This is a genomic window from Thioalkalivibrio sp. ALR17-21 (assembly GCF_000420185.1).
GTDB classification, from domain to species: domain Bacteria; phylum Pseudomonadota; class Gammaproteobacteria; order Ectothiorhodospirales; family Ectothiorhodospiraceae; genus Thioalkalivibrio; species Thioalkalivibrio halophilus.
Genome location: NZ_ATUL01000007.1, coordinates 81,174 through 100,550 on the forward strand (window position 1 = coordinate 81,174; position 19,377 = coordinate 100,550).

Here is a 19,377-nt window from a genome sequence, read left to right on the forward strand (position 1 = left end):
GGCTCAACCGACGAACACCCGTGCATTGCGGAAAAGCCGCATCCACGGACCGTCCTCGCCCCACTCGGCCGGATGCCAGCTGTGCTGCACCGTGCGGAATACGCGTTCGGGGTGGGGCATCATGATCGTCGCCCGTCCGTCCTCGCTGGTAAAGGCGGTAGCGCCGCGCGGCGAACCGTTCGGATTGGCGGGATACGCTTCCGCCGGCGAATCGTCGGCCTCCACGAAGCGCAGTGCCGCCTGATCGTACACCGGCGTTTCACCGGGGTACTCCACGCGCCCCTCGCCGTGCGACACCACGACCGGCAGCACCGAGCCGCCCATGCCATCCAGCAGAACCGACGGACCCGGTTCCACGCGTACCAGCGAAAGCCGTGCCTCGAACTGTTCCGAACGGTTGCGTACGAAACGCGGCCAGTGCCCGGCTCCGGGGATCAACGGGGCCAGACGCGAAAGCATCTGGCAGCCGTTGCATACTCCCAGACTGAAGGTCTCCGGTCGCTCGAAAAACGCCGCGAACCGCGACCGCAAGCCATCGTGATTGAGGATGGTGCGGGCCCAGCCGCCACCGGCCCCCAGTACGTCGCCATAGGAGAACCCGCCACAGGCGGCCAGGCCCTGCATGTCGGCCAGATCCCGCCGGCCCTCGAGCAGGTCCGTCATGTGCACGTCCACCGGCTGGAAGCCCGCCCGTTCGAAGGCCGCCGCCATCTCCAGCTGACCGTTGACACCCTGCTCGCGCAGGATCGCCACGCGCGGACGCGCCCCGGTCGCGATGAACGACGCCGCGATATCTTCCGAGGGATCGAAATGCAGGCGTTCGGTAAGTCCGTCATCGGCCTCGATACGTGCGTATTCCTCGTCGGCGCATTCGGGATTGTCGCGCAACCGCTGCATGTGTCGGGTGGTCGCCTGCCACTGGCGCTGGAGCCCGGCGCGCGTCGACTCCAGCAGGTTCTGCCCGGCCTGCGCGACCGTGACCGTCTCGTCCCTGCGCAGACGGGCCACCTCGTGCAGATGCGCGCCGAGACCGGCCTGTTGCATCGCCTCGCGCAGGGCCTCCTCCGCCCCGGCCCGCACCTGCAGGACCGCCCCCAGTTCCTCGTTGAACAGCCAGGCAGCCGGGTCCATCCCCGCCGGCACGTCGATGTCCAGGCCGAGACGCCCGGCAAAGCCCATCTCCAGCAGGGTCGTGATCAGGCCTCCGTCCGAGCGGTCGTGGTAGGCACACAGCAGCCCCTCGCGGCGCAGGTGGCCGACCGCGTCCACGAATGCGCGCAGCGCCGCCGGATCTTCCACATCCGGGGGCACTTCACCGATGCCACCCGCCGTCTGCGCCAGGGCCGAGCCGCCCAGCCGCATCCGGCCGGCCGCCAGATCCACGAACCACAGGCTGCCCCCCTCGCGGGCATCCGGCTCCGGGGTCAGGGTCCGGCGCGCGTCCGTCACCGGCGCGAAGCCCGATACCACCAGGGTTACCGGCGCATGCATGTGGCGCTCGTGACCGTCGGCGTCCTGCCAGACCGTGCGCATCGACAGCGAGTCCTTGCCTACCGGGATGCTGATGCCGAGCTGCGGGCACAGATCTTCGGCAACCGCCCGAACGGTATCGAACAGTGCGGCCTCCTCGCCCGACACCCCCGCAGCGGCCATCCAGTTCGCCGACAGGCGGATCGTCCGGGTGCCTTCGATGTCCGCGGCGGCCAGGTTGGTCACCACCTCGCCGATCGCCATGCGTCCGGAGGCCGGCCCCGAGAGGATCGCCACCGGCGAACGTTCACCCATGGCCATGGCCTCGCCGGTATATCCGTCGAAGTCGGTCAGCGTCACGGCGCAGTCGGCCACCGGCACCTGCCAGGGGCCGACCATGGGATCCCGCGCCACCAGGCCGCCCACCGAACGGTCACCGATGCTGATCAGGAAGTGCTTGGCGGCCACCGCCGGCAGATTGAGGACTCGCTCCAGCGCCTCGACCAGATCCGTACCGGCCGTCTCCAGCGTCGTGACCGGCGCGGCCCGGCGCGCGTCCTCGCGCGTCATCTTCGGCGTGGCGCCCAGCAGCATGCCCATCGGCATGTCCACCGCCGGCTCGTTGAACAGCCGGTCATCCACTCGCAGGTGGCCGTCATCGGTCGCCTGCCCCACCACCGCGAACGGCGCGCGCTCGCGCTCGCAGATCGCGCGGAAGGTCTCGAGGGCCGCGGCGTCCACCGCCAGAACGTAGCGCTCCTGCGCCTCGTTGCACCACAGTTCCATCGGCGACAGGCCCGGCTCGGCGGTGGGCACTTCGCGCAGTTCCATGCGCCCGCCGCGACCGGCATCATCCAGGATCTCCGGGATCGCATTGGACAGTCCGCCGGCCCCGACGTCGTGGATGGAACGGATGGGATTGTCCTCGCCCAGCGCGGCGCAGCGATCGATCACCTCCTGGCAGCGCCGCTGGATCTCGGGGTTGCCACGCTGCACCGAGGCATAATCCAGGGCCTCGCTGCTCGAGCCGCTGGCCATCGACGACGCGGCCCCACCGCCCAGTCCGATCAGCATGGCGGGACCGCCCAGCACCACGATCGGCGTCTGTGCGGGCACCTCGCCCTTGTGCACGTGCTCGGCGCGTATCGACCCCACGCCGCCTGCCAGCATCACGGGCTTGTGGTAACCGTACAGGACCTCTCCACCGTCCGGCTGCGGCAACGCGGACTCCAGCGTGCGGAAATACCCGCACAGCGCCGGTCGTCCGAATTCGTTGTTGAAGGCCGCGGCACCGATCGGCCCCTCCAGCATGATGTTCAGCGCGCTCTCGATCCGATCGGGCCGTCCGAAATCCCGCTCCCAAGGCTGTGGATGCGCCGGGATGCGCAGGTTGGACACGGTAAAACCGGTCAGCCCGGCCTTGGGTTTCGACCCGCGCCCGGTGGCGCCCTCGTCCCGGATCTCGCCACCGGAGCCGGTGGCCGCCCCCGGCCACGGCGAGATCGCGGTCGGATGGTTGTGGGTTTCCACCTTCATCAGCACCGGAAGATCCAGGTCCTCGCGACGGTACTCGCCATCGGGCCCGGGCATCAGCCGCACCCCTCGGTGGCCTTCGATCACCGAGGCATTGTCGCTGTAGGCGGACAGCACCCCGTCCGGATGGAGCCGATGGGTCTCGCGGATCATCCCGAACAGCGTACGGTCCTGCTCCTCGCCATCCACCACCCAGCGGGCGTTGAAGATCTTGTGCCGGCAGTGTTCGGAGTTCGCCTGTGCGAACATCATCAGCTCGGCATCGGTCGGGGCCCGCCCCAGCGCTCGATAGCCTTCGGCCAGGTAATCGATCTCCTCTTCCGACAGCGCCAGCCCCAGCTCCCCGTTGGCGCGCGCCAGCGCGCTCCGGGCATCCGGCTCCAGGCTCACCCGTTGCAGCGAACGCGGCGTCTCCGCGCGGAACAGGGCGCCCGCGTCCGCGGGATCCTCGATGACCGCCTCGGTCATGCGGTCGAACAGCGGCGCAGCCATGTCCACAAGGTTCAGCCCCTGCGGAAGCTCACCACCCACATACCAGTGGGTACCCCGTTCGATCCGCTCCACGGCGGATTCCAGCCCCGCATGACGGGCAATCTCGGTGGCCTTGGATGACCAGGCGCTGATGGTGCCCGGGCGCGGGATCACCACGGGTTCGCGCACCGGCTCGAATGCCGGAGCGGACCAGGCCTCGCCTTCGTCCAGCAGCGCAGCCAGACGCTTCTCCTCGCCCGCATGGAGCCGGCGGTGCAACTGCACGAAATACAGATGACGCGCCGCCAGACGGACCGGCACCCCGGTGCGCTCCTCCAGCGCCGTTTCCAGCGTCCGCAGTCGAAAGGAGGAAACCGCCGTGCCGCCTTCAAAAACCCGCATCATCTTCACCCGGTGTGCCGTGGTTGGACCTGTTTCGAGCCGCGCATTGTACCGGAGCACCGCCACCTCCGGGAGAATGTCGGAGGTGCACGGGAACTCCGACTGCGGTACCCTGTCCCAGTAGTTGCAAAGGGGGCGACCTGGATTCGACGCGGGTCGCGAAACCTGAGGTGCATGCCGAGGATGTAGTGAGCCTCGTAAAAATCACTGCAAAAAAATAGTTGCCAACGACGACAACTACGCACTCGCCGCTTAAAACCCGGTAGGGTGCCGTCCGACTGGAGCCGTGCTTGTGCGTCCAGTATCGGGCGTCGACTCTCACAAGCTCGCGGTGAAGCGTGCCCGGCGCGGATCCGTTAAAACTGAACCGGGATCGCCAGACGTCTTCCCTGCCTGTCGGGTAGCGGCTGGTTAAACGCAAAGACAGGATAAGCATGTAGAGCCGAGGGCGGAGGGCCTGCGGACGCGGGTTCGATTCCCGCCGCCTCCACCAGTTAAGCTGTAAAATCAGGCACCTGCGGGTGCCTTTTTCTTGTGCTTCAGCACCTGCCCAATCACGATGAGACAGGGAAACGCCGATCAAGCCACACGTGCGACCTCGAGCCGCTTTCGCGTGTGAGCGGGGATGTCTTCAGTCTGCCGCCTGGTGTTCGCTGATCACGGAGCGGATGTGCCCAAAGAGCTCTTCCAGCTCGCGAGGCTTTTTCCCGATTACCTCACTGACGCGGCCGTGGAGGCGTTCAACCTCGGCATTCGACAACTCCTTGGCTGTCACCACGATAACCGGGATGTCCTTCCAGTCGGGGTTTCGACGAATCTCTTCCAGGAAATCGAAACCATCCATACGGGGCATCATCAGGTCCAGGAGGATTGCAGCTGGCGGCTCGGACCGAAGGCGCTCCAGGCCTTCGACTCCATCGCTGGCCAGAGAAACCATCCACCCGTCCCGTTGCAGAGTACGCTGCAGAACATCCCGTGTCCCGGCGTCGTCTTCCACCACTAGAATCCGGTTACGCGGCTCGGACGTCGTCAATTTCGAGAGCACGGTGGCAAGTCGCTTTCGATCCACTGGCTTGGTGACATAGTCCGTCGCCCCCAGCGCAAATCCTGTGGTCTTCTGATCCATGATCGTGACCATCACCACGGGTATATCGGTCAGAACACTATCGCGCTTGATCCGGCTCAGCACCGCCCAGCCGTCCATCTGCGGCATCATTACATCCAGCGTGATCGCCACCGGACGGATTTCCCTGGCCTTCTGCAGCGCCTGTTCGCCGTCCGTCGCGACCTCGACACAGTACCCCTCGCTGCGCAACTGCCGGGTCAGAAGATCGCGTACGGAGGGGTCGTCATCCACCACAAGTATGGTCGTCCCGTGCGTGGCATTGCCGGTCGCCGACTCACCGCCCCGAACCTCCGGAGGGGTCTCGCCGGACGGCGTTGTCACCGGCAACTCCATCGTGAACGTAGAACCTTCCCCGTATTCACTGACCACACGGATTTCGCCACCAAGCATCTGACAGAAATGCCGCGTGATGGCCAGTCCCAGCCCTGTACCGCCGAATTTGCGGGTAGTGGAGGCATCTGCCTGGGAGAACGCCTGGAAGAGCCGCTTCATCTGATCCGGAGTCATGCCGATCCCCGTATCGTTCACCGAGAACCGCAACTGTCCCCCGGAGGAATCTGGCTCATGGAAAACCGAGAGTGTGACCACCCCTTGTTCCGTGAATTTGCAGGCATTGGAGAGAAGATTGAAAACACCCTGGCGCCACTTGGTCAGATCCGAATGCATGGTCATCGCTTCAATGCCCGGATCCACGTCCAGCGCCAGCCGGTTACCGTTTTTCTCCGCCAGCGGCTCCACCGTGGCCATCACCTCACGCAATTGTTCGCCAACCACGAAGCTTTCGAGATGAATGTCCATCTTTCCGGCTTCGATCTTGGACAGATCAAGGATGTCATTGATGAGGCTGAGCAAATGTTTGCCTGCCGAGAGAATCCGGTGCAAATCCGTAAGGAGCTCGTTCGCCCCGTCATCCCCCGCCTCCTCCAGCAGGATCTCGCTGTAACCGATAATGGCATTCAGCGGAGTACGCAGCTCATGGCTCATGTTGGCCAGAAAGAGACTCTTGGCCTGATTCGCTTCCACCGCCTCGTCACGGGCCGCCTGAAGTTCGGCCGTCCGATTGGCGACCTCGTTCTCCAGGTTTTCATTCAGCCTGCGCAGTTCACGATTGGATTCGAAAATCTCTCGTGTCTTTTCTTCGGCTATACGTTCGGCCTGCTTGCGCGCCGCCCGTTCACGATCCAGCCTGCGTTGCAGGGTGCTCCCGTCATCCATTGTCGACTAGCCGCAGCGTGAACCGCGTGTGGGTATCTTCCCCATGGGAAAGATCCTCAAAGTCGACTTCGGCCGTCTCACCAAAAGACTCCAGACATCCGTGAATGAGTCCATTGGCCAGATGGGCAAAAGGCCGCGCCGAGGAGTACTCCATGACCAGCCTTTCGCTATCAAGACGTCTGGTGTCAAATGTGGGCAATTCCGCATCGGGATACAACTTCCGCACTTCCACGTGGATGTAGTCCTCTACGTTTTCCAGAAAACCAAAGGCACTGTCTACCCCGGTGAAAAAGTCGGGGTAGAGTGCCCTGAATCGCCCAAAGAGGTATTTCCCGAATACTTCCAGAAGGTCGTCCACTTCCGTTCCGGTCTCGCGCGAAAGAGCGGTCACCAGCCGCACCATCTCGGAGTGGTCGTAGGTCCCGACGGCAGTGTAGACCCCGCCGCTGGGGAGATTCGCGTGTTCGATAATGGCGTCGGCCACGTCGGGCGAAAAGACGTCCTCCACCATTTCCAGGAATTCCGTGAAAACGATACCCTTCATTATTCCCCCTCCCGGGTGCTTCCAGGAACCGGCCCGGCAGCCCCTTGCATATACCGGTAACATGCCTTCCTATTGAAGCTTTCACATTTCTCGAGCCCGAACAAGCCCGGGAGGCGCGGAAACGCGGATGCACTGGCTCGGACATGATCTGCCTCAATCCCTCCGTTCGGGAAACGAGGCATGGGGCCCTGAAGCGGCAGCTGGCCACCCCATACGGGTTCAGGGGTTGCGCTTATTCCGTGAATTCACGGGGGCTTCAGCTGTTCCACTGCTCCAGCCATCCGGCGAACTCGCCGGTGGGCATTGGTCGGGCGATGTGGAAGCCCTGCCCGAGGGCCACGCCGGCATCCCGCAGGTAAGCGAGCTGGTCCTCGTTCTCGATGCCTTCGGCAACGGTCTTGAGGCCGAAGTCATGCGCGAGGTGAATGATTGCGCGTATCACCGTATCGCTGCCCGCCTCGCCGGGTACGCCGTCGACAAACTGCTTGTCGATCTTGAGGGTGTCCACCGGCAACTGCTGCAGGTAGCCGAGCGAGGAATAACCGGTGCCGAAGTCGTCGATGGCAACCCGGAACCCGGCCTCGCGCAGCGACTGCAGGCGCCCGATGGTATCGGTGCCGGTCTCGCACAGCATGGTCTCGGTGAGTTCGATCTCGATCGCTTCGGGTGGCAGTCCGTGCTCGGCGCACAGGGCTCGCATCTGATTGACGAAATCCGTATCGGCGAGATCCGCCGGCGTGATGTTCACCGCCAGCACGAACCTGCCTTCCCGGCCGTCGCGCAGCTCCGCGGCGATGCGAAAGGCAGTGGCGAGGACCCAGGGCGTGATCCGGCGGATGAAACCGCTGGATTCGGCGACCGGGATGAACCGCCCTGGCGGCACCAGCTCGCCGGAAGGCAGACGCCAACGGATCAGGGCCTCGGCACCGGCAATCCGGTTGTCCGTGAGCGATAGCTTGGGCTGCAGCCACAGCTCGAACTGGTCTTCGGCCAGTGCATCATGCAGCGCCGCCTCGGTGCGCAGATGATGCAGCATGGCCTCGCGCCGGTTCTCCGAATAGAACGCCGGCTCGCCCTCGCCCGCCTGTGCCGCGGCCATCATCGCCGCGTTGATCACACTTTCGGCGTCGCTGCCGTCTTCGGGGTAACTGGCAATGCCAATGCGGGCCCTGAGGTGGACCGACTCGCCGGCGATCCGGATCGGCCGACGCTCCATCTGCCCGAGGTGGCTGCACAGCGGCATCACCCGGTCCATGGGCAACGTATCGTCGACAACCAGAACACCCCAGTCCTCGGTATCCAGCCGGGCGAGCTCCATCCCTTCCTCCAACAGATGCCCGAATCGTTCGGTACAGGCGACCGCGGCACGGTCAAGGCCGCGATGACCGAAAGTCTCGAGCACACTGGTGAACGGCGTGTGGATCACCACCACGTGAACCGATACGCCCTCTCCCCTTGCCCTTTCCAGCTCGCTGCGCACCCTTTCATGGAATAGCAGGCGGTTGGGCAGGCCCGTCACGCGGTCATAGTTCACGATGCGCACGAGCTCCTCGTGCCGGGTCTGAGCCTGATGGCGGGCACTCAGCAGGAGTTCCACGCGTTCGAGGAATTCGGAGCGGTCGACAGGGCTGATGACAAACTCGTCGACGATGGAACGCAGGCGGCCTGCCCGGCTGCGCAGGTCGGCACGCGGGAGCATCAGCATCACGGGCAGGAACACCGGTTGCTGGGCGCTCTTCGCCTCGTACAGCGCATCATGCCAGCGCACCAGCCCCGGGCCGTCGCCGATGGCCAGGTCAAAGCCGTCTGACGGCAGTTCAATATTGTCTGGATGGACCACCTGGTAACGCGCCGACAACAGATTCTCCACCTGCTGGCGATTGCCGCGTCCGTCCATCAGCGAGAGGATGCGGGGGGGCTTCCCGACGTCAGTGGCCGAGGCCTGCGAGGCCACCGGCCGCCAGGCGGCGGGGGGCGGGACATTCGTCCCCGAATCACCCGGATCAGGCCTGTCCGTCATCCGCGTCCTCCCTGGTGGATCCCGTCCCCGGCTGCAGGCTCCGGAGCAGATTCAGCAATGCCTCCTTGGCGACCGGCTTGTACAACACACTGGCCGCCCCGTACTGCAGCGAACGGGTCCCGGCATCACGATGGCGATTGGTGGAAAGGACGACGAACGGGATGCCATGGTCCTGCAGTCGCTGACACATCGGCCAGACCGTCTCGCCGAAGCCCGATGGATCGACCAGCGCAACCCAGTGGCCTTCCCGTTGATTCAGCAGTGCCCGCAGTTCGTCCGCCGTGGATGCCCGGGCTGCCGCCATGCCCGCTTCCTCGGCGGCCCGGGCCAGCACGCGTGCATTGCCCGGCTGATACACGATCAGGATCACGCCGAGCGGGGTTTCCGCGGTCATGCCTTGTTCTTCCGGCCAACATCGCCCTGAAGTACCGCACTGGCCGGCTGCCCGACCCGGAAACCACCCGGAGCGATCTCGAAGCGGCGCTGAACCCGTTCAAAATTGGACATCCGTTTCTTCAGGATCCCGATCAGCTTTTCCAGGGTGTCGCCCCCATGGACATAACGGAAAAAGATCACGTTGTCCGCCAGATGGCTGATGTCGCGCGACGAAATCTGGAAATCTTCGCCGAAGGCATGGTTCTCGTTGACCAGGAGCACCGTAATGCCGCGCCTCGACAGCGACTTGGCGAGCGTGTGCAGCGGGCGGTGAACGGCCTCGTCCGGGTTCAGGGCCATGTCGAAGCCGGTAACACTGTCGATCACCACAAGATCGATGTTTTCCTCCTCAATCCGCTGCAGCAGGTCTGCCATGAACTCCTCGGCGAGATATCGCAGCGGTTCGATCTGTTCCACCCGCAGGTTCTCCGATTCCAGCGGACCGTCCACGTCGATTTCCAGGTTCCGCAGCCGCCGTAGATAGCCATCCAGCTCCTCCTCGAACTGGAACACGCTGGCGCGATGACCGTCCCGGGCCGCCACGGCCGCGATCATGGCCGCCACGGTCGACTTTCCGACACCACTGGGGCCGGTGATCAGTGTGATGGTGCCACTCTCGAGGCCGCCATGGAGCATCTCGTCCAGACCGCCATTCCCGCTGCGGAACTGCACGCTGCCCGCGCCGTTCGTCAGCCGTCGCATTGGCGGCAGGATGCGCGGAAACACCTGCACGCCACTCTCGTCCACCCGGTACTGGTGCGGCCCCCGACGGGTCTGCGAGCCGCGCAGCTTCGACACCTCGACCGTGGGGCTGGAGATGCCCGGGTCCAGGGTGATGACACCGTCCGCCAGAAACTGGAGGTCGTCATCGGGGCTCTCCGCCGAAAACTCCGAGGTAAACATCGCGGTGGCGCCCCGATCGACGAGAAACCGCAGCAATGAAACCACCTGCTGGCGGAACTGGTAGCGGTCGGCGGACATGAGCCGCAGGTGGGTCAGCGAGTCGATGAAAACCCGTTGCGGCTGGATGCGTTCGACCGCCTCGACCACCGTATCGATCATCGGGGCCTGCTCGACATCGGAGGCAGCGAAGACATCGTAGGTCTCGGCGCCGGTAAAAAATTCCTCGGATGGGGCCAGGCTCAGGAACTCGATGCGGCGGGTATCGAGACCGACCCTGGCCGCATTCGCCTGAAGCTCCGCCTCCGGCTCCTGAAAACCGATGAAAAGTGTTCGCTCTTCCTCCTCCGCCGCGAGGAGAAAACTCAGACCAATGGTGGTCTTGCCCAGCCCGGGACCACCACGCAGAAGGTAGCCGCGGCGGGCGATCAGCCCTCCGTCAAGAACCTGGTCCAGGCCGGGAACGCCGGAGGAGACCCGTTCCAGCTCCCCGGCGACCGTGGATGGGTCGGCGTCACGTGTCACTGAGTCCATGTCATGCTTCCTTGTCGGTTGCTGGATTGAACCCTGTTCCCATTGACCAATAATGGTTTCTGCCGGTTCCCTCGGCATCCCCTTGCCAATCATGCCCGGCTTCCGGTCTTCCACGAAAGGGAGCACCCGAGCGTTGCGCCGTCCCGGTAGGATCATGGTCCCGCATGCGGTATAAACACCCCACCCCCGCCCAGGTAACCCTTGCAAGGAGATCGGGATGCCCGTGTACCAGCAGCCACTGACCTTCCACACTTGCGGGCGCCAGAGCCTGGACATCACCCGCGAGGTTGCCCGAATCATCGGCGATTCCGGCATCACCACCGGCACCTGCCACGTCTTCCAGCACCACACCAGTGCGTCGCTGCTGATCACCGAGAACGCCGACCCGGACGTCCGGCGCGATCTGGAGACGATACTGGCCCGGCTGGCGCCCGACGGCGACCCCGCCTACCGCCACGACATGGAAGGCGACGACGACATGGCCGCCCATGCCCGCGCCATGCTCACCCACAATGACCTCACTCTCCCGGTCACCCGCGGCCGCCCCGCTCTGGGTACCTGGCAGGGGGTCTTCCTCTGGGAGCACCGTTACGCCGGACACGACCGTCGTATCACCGTGACCGTGCAGGGCGAATAACCCGGTTTTCTTCAGCCGGCCGCACCACGGGCCGGACGGGCGTGCACGGTGATTTCCTCGCGATCGTGATACAGCTGGCGCGCGCGCAGGCGAAATCCGTGCCCGGCCAGCCGGCCCTCCAGTCGATCAAGACATTCACGCACGGTCTCGTAGCGCTTCTTCATTGGCAGCTTGAGGTTAAAGATTGCCTCTTCCGCCCAGCCCGCTTCCAGCCAGTCGCCGATGCGGTCCGCGACGCGCCCGGGCCGGTCCACGATGTCGCACACCAGCCAGTGCACCGGACGCGACGGCATCCAGGTAAACGCATCCTCGCGGACATGCTCCACCTGGCCCCCGGCCATCAGGTCGGCATCCATCGGACCGTTATCCACGGCCTGGACATGCAGGCCGTGCCGCACCAGCTGCCAGGTCCAGCCCCCCGGCGCCGCCCCCAGATCCACCGCCGTCATGCCCTCCGCCAGTCGCTGTTCGCGCTCCTCCGGTGTCAGGAACTGGTGCCAGGCTTCCTCGAGTTTCAGTGCGGAACGGCTGGGTGCCGCGCGCGGGGCCTTCAGGCGCAGGATGCCCCCCGGACGGTCGCTGCTGCTCGCCGGCGCGGCCAGGCCCGGTTGCACACGGTCCCCGGCCGTCCAGAAACAATGAAGACGACAACCCTGTGCCTCACCCTGTCCGCGCAGCGCGCCCGCCTTGCGCAACGCCGAGGCCAGCGGGCGCTCCAGTGCCTTTCCCAGGCGGTGCAGCTCCTTGCCCTCGTTGGTATCCGGTGTCTCGTGCCAGATGGCCTCAAACGACCAACCGCTCGCGCGGATCCGTTCCACGACAGGGCTCACCCGATCTTCGCGTGACAGGCCCTCCAGCGGATGCAGCGCCGGGAGGCGCTGGCGCGCGAAGATCCGCTCATCCAGGGGAAACGCGTCGCGCAGCTGTGCCGGATCGCCATCGGCCGGCAACAGGCGGACGAAGGCCGCCCCTTCAGCGAACCGTGGATAGACGGCCAGACCTTTCCGCGCGGCTTCCGCGGCCAGCTCGCCGGCCAGGTCCTTTTCGAACCCCGCCCGGCAATAAAAAAGCAGTTCTTCCATGATCCTCCCCAAGTAACTACGCGCCCCTTCGGCGCCCTGTGGAGCGGCCCTGTCCGCGAATCGCGGCGCCAGTCGACACCCCGCGTTGTTCGCGTGCAAGCACGCTCCCACCAAGGGTACCTCGAAGCCACCCCGGGAGCCTTTCCGGGACCTCTCACTCGGAGCCTCTCAAGGGCAACAAAAAAGGCCGCCCCTCGCGGGACGGCCCTTCACAATACGGCTCCGGATCGCAAGGATCCGAAGCAACTGGCGGCCTTATCGAGCCAGGCCGGGATCGCCCTCCACATTCTTCAGCTTCGGCAGGTAGGGCTCGCCCACGTTGACCGTATCCTGGTTGCGCAGCCAGTTACCCACCACTTCCCAGACCGGGGGCGTGTCATGCGGCTGATGCACGTCGGCCCAGCCCGCCACTACATAGCGCCGTTCCGGATCCATGGGTTCGCCATTGATCTCCATGTCGGTGATGCGCTCGCCCATCGGCTTGTGCGGGTCAATGGTGTAGCGGATACCGCCGGTGCGCACCATGTCGCCACCGCGATGACGATACGGATCTTCGTTGAAGATCGAGTTGGCCACGTCTTCCATCGCGTGCTTGAGATCCGCGCCGGTCATCTCGTTGCGCGTGGTCTCGGAGTACGTCGTTGCGGTCTGGGTCATCAGCTCTTCGAAAGTAATCGGCTGGCCCGGCAGCACGCTCACGCCCCAGCGGAAACCCGGCGACAGCGCGACTTCGGCGTCCATCTCTTCCATCATCGCCTGCACGATGACCTCGTCGAAGGTACCGTTGAAGTTGCCGCGGCGGTAGAGGACATCGTCGGTCACCGCCAGTTCTTCCCGCAGCTGGTCCTCGAACGGCTTGCGCACCTCTTCGATGTGCGCCTCCATCTCCGGATCCGCGTCCAGCATGTTGGCGAACACCGGCAGCATCTTGAAGCGGTAGTCCTTGATACCGCTGTCGTTCACATCCAGATCCAGCACACCCAGGAATTTGCCGTTGGAACCGGCGTTGGTCACCAGCGTGCGCTCGCCCGCGGCGTTCTCGATCTCCAGCGCACCCGGGATCGCGTCGTGGGTGTGGCCGCCCATGATCACGTCGACGTCGCGCAGCCGGCGGGCCATTTCGATGTCCGTCACCATGCCGTTGTGCGACAGGATCGCCACGACCTTTGCGCCCTTCTGACGCACCTCGTCGATCATCTGCTGCATCTTGTCGTCACGGATGCCGAACGACCATTCCGGGAACATGTAATCCGGATTGGCCACCGAGGTGTACGGGAAGGCCTGTCCGATCACGGCCACCGGGACGCCGTTCATCTCGCGGATGGTGTAGGGCTCGAAGATCCGGTCACCCCAGTCGCGATCCTCGACGTTCTGCGCGACGAAGTCGATGCCGTTGGGCTTGAAGTCGTTCTCGATGACTTCCTTGACCCGCTCGTCACCGAAGGTGAACTCCCAGTGACCGGTCATCACGTCCACGCCCAGCAGCTTCTGCGCGTCGACCATGTCCTGCCCGCCGGTCCACAGCGAGGTCGCCGAACCCTGCCAGGTGTCGCCACCGTCCAGCAGGAGGGAGTTCGGCCGGTCCGCACGCAGGCGCTTCACCAGCGTCGACAGATGCGAGAAGCCGCCGACCCGACCGTATTTCTCGGCCGCCTCGGCGAAATCGAGGAAGGTCAGCGCATGGGCCTCGGGCGTGCCCTTTTCGACCCCGAAGTGGTCAAGCAGCGCCTCGCCGGCCAGCACCGGCGGCTTGCCCTGCATGTCCCCCACGCCGATGTTCACGTCCGGCTCACGGAAATAGACCGGGCGCAGCTGCGCGTGGCAGTCGGTGTAGTGCAGCAGAGACACGTTCCCGAACGGAGAAATGTCGTAGAAATCCGACGGCGCGCGCTGCCAGTCGATGCTCTCGCCCGCCCAGGCATTGGTGGCGAGGCCGGCCGCGCTGGCGGCCACCATGACTTCGAGGAATTCCCTCCGCGTGAGGTTCATATACCACTCCTGAGTGTTAGGACCTGAATGAAGAAAGCTGTCTGCCGGATCGCGCCGACAGACGCCCTGGTGAACCAAAAGACGTCGGCCCGACATCCGTTATTCCGTCCGGACACCGACCATAGCTACAGCGTGACGCGGAACGCCGCCTGCGTCGCAAAACGCCCACACAGGAAGGGGACACAAAAAAGGCCCCTTCGTCCTGAAGGGGCCAACACGCGACATACACCACTTGACGGTGCCCGGCCCGGGGCAGAGAGCCTGCCGGCGACCACCACCGCAGAAAGCGGACAGTTCGAGTGTAGCGTCGGCACAAAGCGAGTTCGTGATGCAGATCAACGAGTAATGCCGGCACACTCCGGCGGGGGCCTGCCTTCGGGACCGAGCGGTTTCGTCGATTGCACACGGCGCCGATGTCGTTTAACCTTTCGCAGCTTACGGAGAGGTGGCCGAGCGGTCGAAGGCGCACGCCTGGAAAGTGTGTATACGGTAACCCCGTATCGAGGGTTCGAATCCCTCCCTCTCCGCCAGATTTCAGAATCAAGGGGCAACCGGGCCCCTGATTCCATGTAAATCCCGGTCGGACGAGGGATTCGAACCCGAGGAATCGGACAAGCCGGGTTCGACGGGTGCCGCACCGCGGCACCCGAACATCGCCGCAGGCGATGGCCCGGAGGGCGAGCCACAGCGTGGCGAGTAATCCCTCCCTCTCCGCCAGATTTCAGGGGGTATTCCGGCGCCCGCAGCGGGCAACGCCGGAACTCGGCAAAAAAGGGCCCTCGCGGCCCTTTTTTACATCGGCTCCGCGTATGGCGCGCACCCCGCGCCGGGACCAGCGAAGAATGGGCAACCCCAAGGATCAACCGGGCGACCACCGCACCCGCTGGCTGGGCTCCCTCGTCAACCTGCCGCGCCGAACCAAGCGCTGGCTGATGGTCGCGGCCGATGTGGTCATGCTCCCGCTCGCCCTGTGGACGGCCTTCGCCCTCCGTCTGGCCGAACCCCTGCCCGAAGCCCTGATCAATGCCTGGTGGCTGTTTCCCCTGCTGCCGGTGGTCGGTGTTTTCATCTTCGCCCGGCTGGGCCTCTACCGTGCCGTGGTTCGTTTCATGGGAACCCGCGCGGTATGGTCCGTGGCCACCGGGGTCATCCTGCTCGCCGGATTCCTGTGGGCGGCCGCGGCGATTGGCCGGCTGGACGACTTCCCTCGCCTGGTCCCGGTGGCCTTCGCCCTCCTGGCCTTCATCTACGTGGGCGGCAGCCGTTTTCTCGTGCGCAGCTGGTACCAGAACGTGAACGAACTGCGCCGCCACGCGGAACCCGTACTGGTCTATGGCGCCGGAGCCGCCGGGATGCAGCTCGCGGCCGGCCTTGGCACCACCGGGCAGTTCCGCATCGTCGCCTTCATCGACGACAACCCGGCCCTGCAGGGGCAGGCGATCAACGGCATTCGGGTCCACCCCCCGCGGATGATCGGGACGCTGATGCACCAGTACGGCATCCGGCGCATCCTGCTGGCCGTTCCCTCGGCCTCCCGCTCGGCGCGCAAGGCCATCCTGGAGCGCCTGGAGCCCTATCCCCTGCACGTACAGTCGGTACCCTCCATGGAGGCCGTCGTCTCCGGCCAGGCGCGCCTGGACCAGCTCGAAGATATCGACGTGGCGGATCTCCTGGGACGCGACCCGGTCCCGCCTCAGCCGGACCTGCTGCAATGCAGCATTGTGGATCGCCGCGTAATGGTCACCGGTGCCGGCGGCTCCATCGGCTCGGAGCTGTGCCGGCGCATCCTCCGCCAGGGACCGGCCGAACTCGTCCTGTTCGAACGCAACGAATTCGCGCTCTACCGTATCGAACAGGAAATGCAGGCCCTGCGCGACGAGCTCGGCGTGGACTGCCCGATCCATGCCGTTCTGGGGTCGGTCACCCTGCCCCGGCGGGTGGAATCCGTCCTCGACCGGCACCGAATCCAGACCCTTTACCATGCGGCCGCCTACAAGCACGTACCCATCGTCGAGGAGAATGCCGTCGAGGGAGTGCGCAACAATGTCCTCGGCACGCGGGTGCTGGCCGACGCCGCGATCGCGGCCGGCGTGGAACGATTCATCCTCATCAGTACCGACAAGGCCGTGCGCCCCACCAACGTCATGGGCGCGAGCAAGCGGCTGGCGGAAATGATCCTGCAGGACCGGGCAGCCGGCGCCCCGGCTACCCTGTTCTCCATGGTGCGCTTTGGCAACGTCCTCGGATCGTCAGGTTCCGTAGTGCCCCTGTTCCATCGCCAGATCCGGGAGGGCGGCCCCGTCACGGTGACCCACCCCGAGATCACGCGCTACTTCATGTCCATCCCGGAGGCCGCCGAGCTGGTGATCCAGGCCGGCACCATGGCCGGCGGCGGTGAGGTCTTTGTTCTGGACATGGGCGAGCCCGTACGAATCCAGGATCTCGCCCGACGCATGATCCGCCTGCACGGCCGCCAGGTCCGGGATGACAACGGCAACCCGCCCGACGGCATTGCCATCCAGTTCACCGGGCTGCGCCCGGGCGAAAAGCTCTACGAAGAACTGCTCATTGGCGACAACGTAGAGAGCACGCGCCACCCCCGCATCATGCAGGCCCGCGAAGACCGGGCACCGGCGGATGCCCTGAGCGAGGCACTGGAGGCTCTGGAACGCGCCGACCAGGCCATGGATGCCGCGGCGACCCGCGCATGTCTGCGGGAGATCGTTCCCGAATATCGTCCCGCCGGGTGAACCGGGGCTTCCGTTACTTGTACGAGTAGTGGTAGTAGCCGTAGCCGTAACTGGCACTGGCGGTGGCTTCCATGGAATTCAGGATCGCACCCCGCGTCTCCACGCCCGCACTCTCCAGACGACGCCGCGCCGCCTCGATCTCGCGCGGCGGGTTGAGCTGGAAACGCACCACCATAAGGGTGGTCGAGCAGTGGCGCGCCACCACGGAGGCGTCCGTCACCGCGAGGATCGGCGGCGTATCGATCAGCACCAGGTCGTACTGCCCGCTCGCCTGATCGAGGAACCGGGTAAAACGCTCGTTCATCAGCAGCTCGGCGGGATTCGGGGGTGCCGAGCCCCTGGCCATGTAGTCCAGCCCCTCGATATCGGTCTCCCGGATGGCTTCTCCCGGCGTCAGCTTCTCCGACAACAGATCGGACAGCCCGCCCGCGCTGCCCTCGCCGAATGCATGGTGGACGTGGCCCTTGCGCATGTCGGCGTCGACCACCAGGACTTTCTGGCCTGCCTGCGCACACACGGCCGCCAGGTTCACCGAGATGAAACTCTTGCCGACACCCGGACTCGGACCGGTGATTACCAGCCGGTTGTCCGCCGCCTCGAGCATCGCGAAATGCAGGCTGCTGCGCAGCCCACGCAGCGCCTCGATGGCCCCGTCCGTCGGGGAATACGAGGCCAGCACCCCCGTCACGATTCCTTTTTCCGCGGCGGCCCCGCGTCGACGCCCGCTTTTCAGATCACGCCGCCGACGCAGCCGCTTGACGAGTTTCTGCTGCACGTCCGACAGCGGTACGGTCGCATAGACCGGTAAATCCAGTTCCTCGATCTGCTCTTGTGATTCAACGCCCCGGTTGAGCATCCCGCGCAGCAGCACCAGCGCCACCGAAAGCATGCCGCCAAGGACCGTGGCCAGCGCCACGATCAGCCCCCGCTGTGGCTCCACCGGTGACGGCAGAACGGCGGCATCGTCCAGGATGCGAACATTCCCCACCGTGCTGGCTCGCGTGATGTCCATCTCCTGCATCCGATTGAGCAGCTGGACATAGACTTCCTGGTTCACTTCGACATCGCGCTGCAGGCGGAGCACCTGCTGCTGGGTTTCCGGCAGCCCACCGATCTCCTGCTGCAGTTCCCGGCGCTCGTTCTCCAGTTGCTCGCGCTTTTCCAGCAGGGTGACGTAGGTGGGATGGTTCTGCGTGTACCGACGGGAGATCTCCGCCTCCTCGAATTCCAGCTCGGTGATCTGGCGCTCCAGATCCACCAGCCGGTCGAGGACCGCCTGCGTCTCCATCGACATATCGACGCTTTCCTGCTCCACCTGATACTCGTTCAGGGCGTCTTCCGCTTCCCGCAGCCGTGCTCGCACCTGGGGTACCTGTTCTTCCAGGAACTCCAGACTCTGTTCCGCCTCCGCGGCCTGCCGTTCGACATTCTGGCGGCGATAGATGTCACTGATCGCGTTCAGGGCGCGCCGAGCCTGTTCCGAATCGGTATGGGTGAACGTCAGGCTGAAGACACCGCTCTCATTGCCCTGTTCCGTGGCCTGGAAACGGTTGCGCAGATCGCGTATCGCGGCCAGCCGAGCGCGGCGCTGGAGTTCGAAGCGGGCCCCGGCCCCGGCCGAGATGTCCTCCACAAACAGGATGATCTGCCCGTCGAGGAAGCTCGCCTCCTCCCCGGTTCGGCCTTCTCCGAGGACCCGATCGTCGTGGGACAGGCGGAACTGATCCTCGCCGGTGACCTGCAGTGTGAGGGTTTCCCCTTCCATCGCGGGCGTGACCCGCAGATCGCCCACCGTCAGCGATTCTCCGGACCACGCATAGCGCTCGGCGACGCCGCCCAACACGGCGGCCCGGCTCCGGTCCCAGTCCCGGCGGACCAGAAAATCTCCGATGACCGGCAGGCGCACCGGACGCACGATCAGGTCCAGGCGCTCGCGATCCACCGCCTGACCCAGCACCATGCGCGAACGCAGAATCTCCAGTTCCGCCGATGCACGCGGCTCGCGCCCCAGCATCTCGCGCATGTCGTTCAGTGGTGCACTGACACCGCCGGTATCCTCCACCTGGACCAGCGCATCCGCCTGGTAGACCGGCGTCGAGAGGGTCGCATACGCCCCACCGCCCAGCATGAACAGGAAGGTGATGCCGACGATCCACCACTTGTGATCGAGCAGCAGTCCGAGCAGCCGGCCAAGGTCGATCTCGTCATCCGCCGGCGGCGGGGAAGCGGGGGTCTGCGTCATGGGTTACCTGTTCCTGTCGTGGCGCGG

General features: G+C 65.2%; 11 protein-coding genes, 1 tRNA gene and 2 other RNA genes. 5 read left to right on the forward strand and 9 right to left on the reverse strand.

The genetic code is table 11. The features are described from left to right. Nucleotides 1-3 precede the first annotated feature (3 nt). Nucleotides 4-3,876, reverse strand: coding sequence for a phosphoribosylformylglycinamidine synthase (gene purL, locus G020_RS0105550; protein ID WP_024328914.1), 3,873 nt, complete (start codon nucleotides 3,874-3,876; stop codon nucleotides 4-6). Between the two features lie 131 nt (nucleotides 3,877-4,007). On the opposite strand from purL, the gene ssrA reads away from it, so the two are divergent. Beyond that, nucleotides 4,008-4,369, forward strand: a transfer-messenger RNA (tmRNA) gene (gene ssrA, locus G020_RS14900). Nucleotides 4,370-4,507: 138 nt separating this feature from the next. On the opposite strand, the gene G020_RS0105555 is transcribed toward ssrA, so the two are convergent. From G020_RS0105555 to G020_RS0105575, 5 genes are all read right to left on the reverse strand, one after another. After that, nucleotides 4,508-6,217: a response regulator gene (locus G020_RS0105555; RefSeq protein ID WP_024328915.1), complete on the reverse strand. Its 1,710-nt coding sequence runs from the start codon at nucleotides 6,215-6,217 to the stop codon at nucleotides 4,508-4,510. Then, nucleotides 6,210-6,761, reverse strand: a complete 552-nt coding sequence (locus G020_RS0105560; protein ID WP_024328916.1) for a heme NO-binding domain-containing protein — start codon at nucleotides 6,759-6,761, stop codon at nucleotides 6,210-6,212. The genes G020_RS0105555 and G020_RS0105560 overlap by 8 nt, the downstream gene beginning before the upstream one ends. A gap of 256 nt (nucleotides 6,762-7,017) precedes the next feature. Beyond that, a complete protein-coding gene (locus G020_RS0105565; RefSeq protein ID WP_024328917.1) occupies nucleotides 7,018-8,781 on the reverse strand; it encodes a bifunctional diguanylate cyclase/phosphodiesterase in 1,764 nt (587 codons plus the stop codon). Beyond that, complete coding sequence (locus tag G020_RS0105570; protein ID WP_024328918.1) at nucleotides 8,765-9,175, reverse strand: response regulator; 411 nt, start codon at nucleotides 9,173-9,175, stop codon at nucleotides 8,765-8,767. Before G020_RS0105570 ends, G020_RS0105565 begins: the two co-directional genes overlap by 17 nt. Further along, nucleotides 9,172-10,650, reverse strand: coding sequence for an ATPase domain-containing protein (locus tag G020_RS0105575; RefSeq protein WP_024328919.1), 1,479 nt, complete (start codon nucleotides 10,648-10,650; stop codon nucleotides 9,172-9,174). Before G020_RS0105575 ends, G020_RS0105570 begins: the two co-directional genes overlap by 4 nt. A gap of 217 nt (nucleotides 10,651-10,867) precedes the next feature. On the opposite strand from G020_RS0105575, the gene G020_RS0105580 reads away from it, so the two are divergent. Beyond that, a complete protein-coding gene (locus tag G020_RS0105580; RefSeq protein ID WP_024328920.1) occupies nucleotides 10,868-11,287 on the forward strand; it encodes a secondary thiamine-phosphate synthase enzyme YjbQ in 420 nt (139 codons plus the stop codon). Nucleotides 11,288-11,298: 11 nt separating this feature from the next. Here the strand turns inward: G020_RS0105580 and rlmM are convergent, their stop codons facing one another. Both rlmM and soxB read right to left on the reverse strand, forming a co-directional pair. Next, a complete protein-coding gene (gene rlmM, locus G020_RS0105585) occupies nucleotides 11,299-12,369 on the reverse strand; it encodes a 23S rRNA (cytidine(2498)-2'-O)-methyltransferase RlmM (RefSeq protein WP_024328921.1) in 1,071 nt (356 codons plus the stop codon). A gap of 255 nt (nucleotides 12,370-12,624) precedes the next feature. Continuing rightward, entirely contained in the window at nucleotides 12,625-14,358 is a 1,734-nt protein-coding gene (gene soxB, locus G020_RS0105590; protein ID WP_018869542.1) for a thiosulfohydrolase SoxB, read from the reverse strand. 439 nt (nucleotides 14,359-14,797) lie between these two features. Between soxB and G020_RS0105595 the strand changes: the two genes are divergently transcribed. The 3 genes from G020_RS0105595 to G020_RS0105600 all read left to right on the forward strand — a co-directional run bounded on the left by G020_RS0105595 (nucleotide 14,798) and on the right by G020_RS0105600 (nucleotide 17,108). Beyond that, nucleotides 14,798-14,888, forward strand: a tRNA-Ser gene (locus G020_RS0105595). Between the two features lie 40 nt (nucleotides 14,889-14,928). Continuing rightward, nucleotides 14,929-15,075, forward strand: a non-coding RNA gene (locus G020_RS14905) — RtT sRNA. A gap of 125 nt (nucleotides 15,076-15,200) precedes the next feature. Then, nucleotides 15,201-17,108 carry a nucleoside-diphosphate sugar epimerase/dehydratase gene (locus G020_RS0105600; RefSeq protein WP_024328922.1) on the forward strand — a complete coding sequence of 636 codons (1,908 nt, stop codon included), beginning with the start codon at nucleotides 15,201-15,203 and terminating at the stop codon, nucleotides 17,106-17,108. A 13-nt stretch (nucleotides 17,109-17,121) separates the two neighbouring features. Here G020_RS0105600 and G020_RS0105605 read toward each other — a convergent pair whose 3' ends face one another. Then, nucleotides 17,122-19,350, reverse strand: a complete 2,229-nt coding sequence (locus tag G020_RS0105605; protein WP_024328923.1) for a polysaccharide biosynthesis tyrosine autokinase — start codon at nucleotides 19,348-19,350, stop codon at nucleotides 17,122-17,124. Nucleotides 19,351-19,377 lie beyond the last annotated feature (27 nt).